A 5639-nucleotide genomic window follows, 5' to 3' on the forward strand; every position below is an offset into this window, starting at 1 on the left:
CAGGCCGGGGTCCATGCCACCGTCCGGCAGATGGTGGATGCAGGCGTGGACGAGTTGCTCGCGGAAACCAGCAGCCTTCAGGCCGGCCTCATCATCCTCGGCGCCCACCCGCATAGCACACTCTACCACCTCATCATAGGCAGCTTGGCGGATGATGTTTTGAAACACGCGCATTGCCCCGTGCTCGTCGTGCCGGAACCGGCGCAGACACCCTGAAGGCCTTCTCAAGGCCCCGCCCGCTGCACAAAATCGGACCCAAACACGCCACCGCACGCAGAGCGCCCCGTCTCCCTGCATGGTAGGTTCTCACAGCAGGCTTCCCATCAACCTTAACCACCAAATCACCATGATTGCCAAATTTGAAATCGAATATGTCATCCACCCGCAGCACAACCATCGTGTGGACACTCACCGCACGGACGATCCCGTCGAAGCTGAGGACTTCCTCATGAACCTCCTCGTCGTCGGCGCACGTATCAACGCAATCAAGCATGAGGGAGCCGAACTCGAAGCCGGGCAGACAGATCGCATGCTGCGCGTCGCCGCAGAGCGTCTCGCCTCGCGCCTTCTTGGCAGATCACTCGATCTGGACTCGGTGCAGGTAAAGCATCGCTTCGGTTTCGCCGCCTGATCCATTGCCACCCCTATGAAACTCAAGCTGTTCTCCGCCATGACGGCGTTGTTGGGATTCACATCCTGCATGCAGATGGAGCCCCCGCAGCAGGTGGACTTTGTGACCGAAGTGAAACCTCTGCTCGAAACACGCTGCCTGGAGTGCCATCAGCACCAGTACGTCTGCGCAGGGTTGAATCTCGAAACACGCAAGCTCGCCATGAAAGGCGGCCGCACCGGTGCGGTGATCATACCCGGCTCGCCGCACCAAAGCCTTCTCTACAAAGTACTGCTGCTTGGGCACGAAAGCCCCGTGGCCATGCCACCAACACCCGATGGAGTGGAGAGCGAGGAACTGCAACTTCTCCACGACTGGATCAAACAAGGCGCAAACTGGCCCGAGGGTGTGCGTCTGGTGCCACCTCAGGAATGGAAGAAATCCCATACCTGATTCACCCATGGCCCGCAGATCCTGTCCCTTGTCCAAGGTTTACCGCCTGCTGGAGCCAGGCCCGGTCGTCCTCGTGACGACAGCCCACAAGGACCGCCGCGACATCATGACGCTGTCGTGGCACATGATGCTTGAGTTTGAGCCCCCGCTGGTTGCCGTCGTCATGAGCGACCGCAACCATTCCTTCGCCCTGCTCAAAGCCAGCAAAGAATGCGTCATCAACATCCCCACCGTGGAGCTGGCGGAAAAGGTCGTGGGCTGCGGCAATACCACGGGTGCGAAGATCGACAAATTCAAACGTTTCAGCCTCACGCCGCTCCCTGCCAAAAAGGTCGGCGCACCGCTCATCGCCGAGTGCCATGCCAGCCTCGAGTGCCGGGTGGTGGACACCCGGATGGTCTCTAAATACTCACTCTTCGTCCTCGAAGTCGTCCAGGCATGGATTGATCCCACCGTGAAAAATCCCCGCACCCTGCATCATCGCGGCTACGGCAGATTCATGGTCGCCGGAGAAACGATCAAACTGAAATCGAAGATGAAATAGCCTTCACAATCTGCGCATTTCCACTGGGCTTTCCACTGACTTCAGCCACACTGGCCTACGAATGACTGACTACTCCGGCATGACCAAAGCTGAGCTCATTGAACGGCTCAAACTCCTCGATGCAGACCACCTGCCCGGAGCCAGTCCCACCGACGGGCAGCACATTCTGGTCAAGGAGTTGATCGATCTCAAGGCCGCCCTCGACGCCCATTCCATCGTCGCCACCACAGACGCACGCGGCATCATCACCTATGTGAACGACAAGTTCTGCGAGATCTCCAAATACAGCCGCAGCGAGCTCCTCGGCCAGGACCACCGCATCATCAATTCCGGCCATCATTCCAAAGAGTTCTTCCACGACCTCTGGTCCACCATCGGCCATGGCAAAACATGGAAAGGCGAAATCCGCAACCGCGCCAAAGACGGCAGCATCTACTGGGTGCACACCACGATCTTCCCCTTCGTGGACGCCATCGGCAAGCCCCAGCAATACATCGCCATCCGCACCGATATCACCCAGCGCAAGCGCGACGAAGAAAAGCTCGCCGAACTCGCGCAGACCCTCGCCGAAAAGAATAAGGAACTGGAGGCCATCGTCTACGTGGCATCACACGATCTGCGCTCCCCTCTGGTGAACATCCAGGGCTTCAGCCGCGAGCTCGCGCGCACCTGCGAAACTCTGCACAAAACGCTCGCTGCCACCCCAGACACCACGGTGCCAAAAGCCGACCTGCGTCTCGCCATCGAGGAAGACATCCCTGAGTCTCTCGGCTTCATCCAGGCAGGCGTCTCCAAAATCGACTCCCTGCTCAAAGGCCTGCTGCGCTTCTCACGCCTTGGCCGCGCGGCCCTCACGGTCGAGCCCTTGTCCATGCACGAGATGATCCGGCACATCGCCCACGCCATGGAGTTCCAGCTCCAGCAGGCCGGTGCCCGGCTCGACATCAGCGCGCTTCCCGACTGCCTCGGCGACGCCACGCAGATCAACCAGGTTTTCTCCAACCTCCTAGACAACGCCATCAAGTACCTCGATCCCGCGCGTGCCGGACTCATCAGCATCACTGGCAGGGTGGAGGGAACCCACGTGACCTACGAGGTCAAAGACAACGGCATCGGCATCGCCCCCGCCCACCAGCAGAAAGCATTCGAAATTTTCCACCGGCTGAACCCCGCGCACAGCAATGGAGAAGGTCTCGGCCTCACCATCGCCCAGCGCATCCTGGAGCGCTTGGATGGCAAGATCTGGGTCGAGTCCAGCCCGGATCATGGCAGCACCTTTTTTGTCAGCTTGCCAGCAATACCCACCAAGTCTAAGCGTTGATCATGACAGAAGAGGTAGTGATAATCATCGCCGAAGATGACGCTGGGCACGCACGGCTCATCCAAAAAAACCTGGGCCGCGTAGGCCTGCACAATCCCGTTCAATTCTTCGAGAACGGCCAGGATGTCCTCGATTTCCTCTTCCGCCGTGGCCCCGGACCGCATCGCAAAAGCGACACCGCCTACCTCCTGATGCTGGACATCCGCATGCCCAAGGTGGACGGCGTCGAAGCCCTGCGCCAGATCAAGGAAGACCCCTCCCTGCGCAAGCTTCCCGTCATCATGCTCACCACCACCGATGACCCACGCGAGATCGAGCGCTGCCACCTGCTCGGCTGCAACAGCTACATCGTCAAACCCGTGGACTATGACAAATTTGCCGAAGCCATCAAGCAGCTCGGCCTCTTCGTCTCCCTCGTCCAGGTGCCTGAGATCAACGGCCAGCCCTGATCCCCGTCATGTCCGCCACTCAGCCGCCAGTCACAGTCCTAGTAGTGGATGATGATCCCGGGCTGACTCGTTTGATCGAGCGCGAACTCCGTCGTGAAGGTTTTCAAACGGCCGGCGTCGGCTCAGGTTTGGATGCCACTGAATGGCTGAAGCATCACCGCGCAGACCTCCTGCTGCTTGATCTGAAGCTCCCAGACATGGAAGGCCCCGCTCTCATCGAATCCATGGTCGCCATGGGCCGCTCCGTCCCCTTCATCATCATCACCGGTCAGGGCGATGAACGTGTGGCCGTGGACATGATGAAGCGCGGCGCTCTCGATTATCTCGTCAAAGACGTGAACTTCATCGAGTTCGTACCCACGGTCGTTCGCCGTGCGCTCTCCCAGCTCGACAAAGAACACCGCCTCGCCGCTGCCGAAGCGGATCGCCAGCGTCTGGAGCAGGAGATCCTCCACATCTCCGAGCTTGAGCAGGAGCGCATCGGCCGGGATCTCCATGATGATCTGGGCCAGCAGCTCGCCGGCCTCAGCATCATGGCCACCATGCTCAGCCGCAGCCTCGCCAGCCGTGCCGCGCCCGAAGTGCCTGAAGCCGCCAAGATCACAGAGCTCCTGAAAAAGACCGTCGCCATGACCCGCAGCCTGGCACGCGGACTCCACCCCGTGGCCTCGGAGCCAGACGGCCTCATGTCCGCCTTGCACGATCTTGCCGCACGCATGACCGGCTTGTTCCATATCGACTGCCAGTTCGAATGCTCCAGGGCGGTTCAGATGAATGACAACACGGCGGCCACCCACCTCTATCGCATCGCCCAGGAATCCGTGAGCAATGGCGTCAAGCATGGCTGCGCAAAGCATGTGCGCATCGGACTAATTTCAGATTTGGAAACCCTCACTCTCACCATCAAAGATGATGGCGTCGGCATCGGTACGCTCGATCCGCAGCGGCAGGGCATGGGCCTGCGCATCATGCATTACCGTGCAGGCATGATCGGTGCCAGCATCGCCATTGAGAAGCAGCGCAGCGGCGGCACCCGCGTCACCTGCAGCCTGCCCAAGGAGCAAAACGGGGCCACGAATTCGTAAGACCTGTAATGCATTTCGCCGCAGGTGTGGTATCATGTTTCCATGAGCACCACTCTCCAACCGGTGCCGACTCAAGAAAGCCGGATCCCCAGACGCGACACTGCCGCCTGGAAGGCCATAGTCATCAAGTATCAGCAGCCCTCTCTCGGGCGCGCCATCTGGCAGTTGGTCGACACCCTCGTCCCCTATGCAGCTCTGTGGTATTTGATGTACCTCAGCCTCTCCTATTCCTACTGGCTCACCTTCGCCCTCGCGGCCCTGGCTGGCCTCTTCCTCATCCGCATTTTCATCATCTTCCACGACTGCGGACATGGCTCGTTCTTCAAGTCACGTCTCGCCAATGACATCGTCGGTTTCATCACCGGCGTGCTCACGCTCACTCCCTATTACCACTGGCGCTGGGAGCATTCCATCCACCACGCCACCGCCGGTTCGCTGGATCGGCGCGGCACCGGAGACGTGTGGACCATGACCGTGGAGGAATACCTCAAAGCATCCCGCTGGAAACGCTTCGCCTACCGTCTCGCGCGCAATCCCTTCGTCCTCTTTGGCATCGCTCCCATTTACTTGTTCATGATCGAGCAGCGCTTTGTCTCCCCCAATGCCAGCCCGCGTGAGCGCTGGTCCGTTTACTGGATGAACGTGGCCATCCTCGGCGTCGCCGCACTGCTGAGCTGGGCCTTTGGCATCCTGCCTTACATCCTCATCCACATCACCATCGAGATGGTCGGCGGTGGCATCGGCATCTGGATGTTCTACGTGCAGCACCAGTTTGAAGACGCCTACTGGGAGCGCGATGAAAACTGGGACTACACCGCAGCCGCCCTTCAGGGCAGCTCCTTCTACAAGCTCCCTCGCATCCTCCAGTGGTTCTCCGGCAACATCGGCTTCCACCACATCCACCACCTCAGCCCGCGCATCCCCAACTACAATCTGGAACGCTGCCACAAGGCCGATCCCATGTTCCAAGAGGTCAAGCCCATCACCCTCTTCTCCAGCCTCCGCTCCCTCTCACTCCGCCTTTGGGATGAGCAACTCGGCAGGCTCGTCGGCTACCGCCACATGAGACAAGTGCGCAAAGAACGCGCGCAAAAATAACACGGGCCTTCGGCAAGGCGGCAACGGCCGCAGAGCAATGTTTTTGCTTCATCTCCCGCTCCCGACCTGCTCCATGTCA

The 5639-nt window shown here is 59.8% G+C and carries 8 protein-coding genes; all 8 read left to right on the top strand.

The features are described from left to right. The coding region (locus ACIREA_RS25295; RefSeq protein WP_397385106.1) for a universal stress protein at positions 1-216 on the top strand (216 nt) is incomplete at its 5' end. Positions 217-346: 130 nt separating this feature from the next. Beyond that, positions 347-631 (top strand): hypothetical protein, encoded by a 285-nt coding sequence (locus ACIREA_RS25300; RefSeq protein ID WP_397385107.1) that lies wholly within the window; start codon positions 347-349, stop codon positions 629-631. Between the two features lie 15 nt (positions 632-646). After that, positions 647-1063: a c-type cytochrome domain-containing protein gene (locus tag ACIREA_RS25305; RefSeq protein WP_397385108.1), complete on the top strand. Its 417-nt coding sequence runs from the start codon at positions 647-649 to the stop codon at positions 1061-1063. Between the two features lie 7 nt (positions 1064-1070). Next, on the top strand, positions 1071-1607 hold the full coding sequence (locus ACIREA_RS25310) for a flavin reductase family protein (RefSeq protein ID WP_397385109.1): 537 nt from the start codon (positions 1071-1073) through the stop codon (positions 1605-1607). A 61-nt stretch (positions 1608-1668) separates the two neighbouring features. Next, a complete protein-coding gene (locus ACIREA_RS25315) occupies positions 1669-2928 on the top strand; it encodes an ATP-binding protein (protein ID WP_397385110.1) in 1260 nt (419 codons plus the stop codon). Positions 2929-2930: 2 nt separating this feature from the next. Next, positions 2931-3377, top strand: coding sequence for a response regulator (locus tag ACIREA_RS25320; protein ID WP_397385111.1), 447 nt, complete (start codon positions 2931-2933; stop codon positions 3375-3377). Between the two features lie 8 nt (positions 3378-3385). Beyond that, positions 3386-4462 carry a response regulator gene (locus ACIREA_RS25325; RefSeq protein WP_397385112.1) on the top strand — a complete coding sequence of 359 codons (1077 nt, stop codon included), beginning with the start codon at positions 3386-3388 and terminating at the stop codon, positions 4460-4462. Between the two features lie 42 nt (positions 4463-4504). After that, positions 4505-5560 (top strand): fatty acid desaturase, encoded by a 1056-nt coding sequence (locus tag ACIREA_RS25330; protein ID WP_397385113.1) that lies wholly within the window; start codon positions 4505-4507, stop codon positions 5558-5560. Positions 5561-5639: the final 79 nt, after the last annotated feature.

It is taken from the genome of Prosthecobacter sp. (assembly GCF_044373815.1).
Classification (GTDB): domain Bacteria; phylum Verrucomicrobiota; class Verrucomicrobiia; order Verrucomicrobiales; family Verrucomicrobiaceae; genus Prosthecobacter.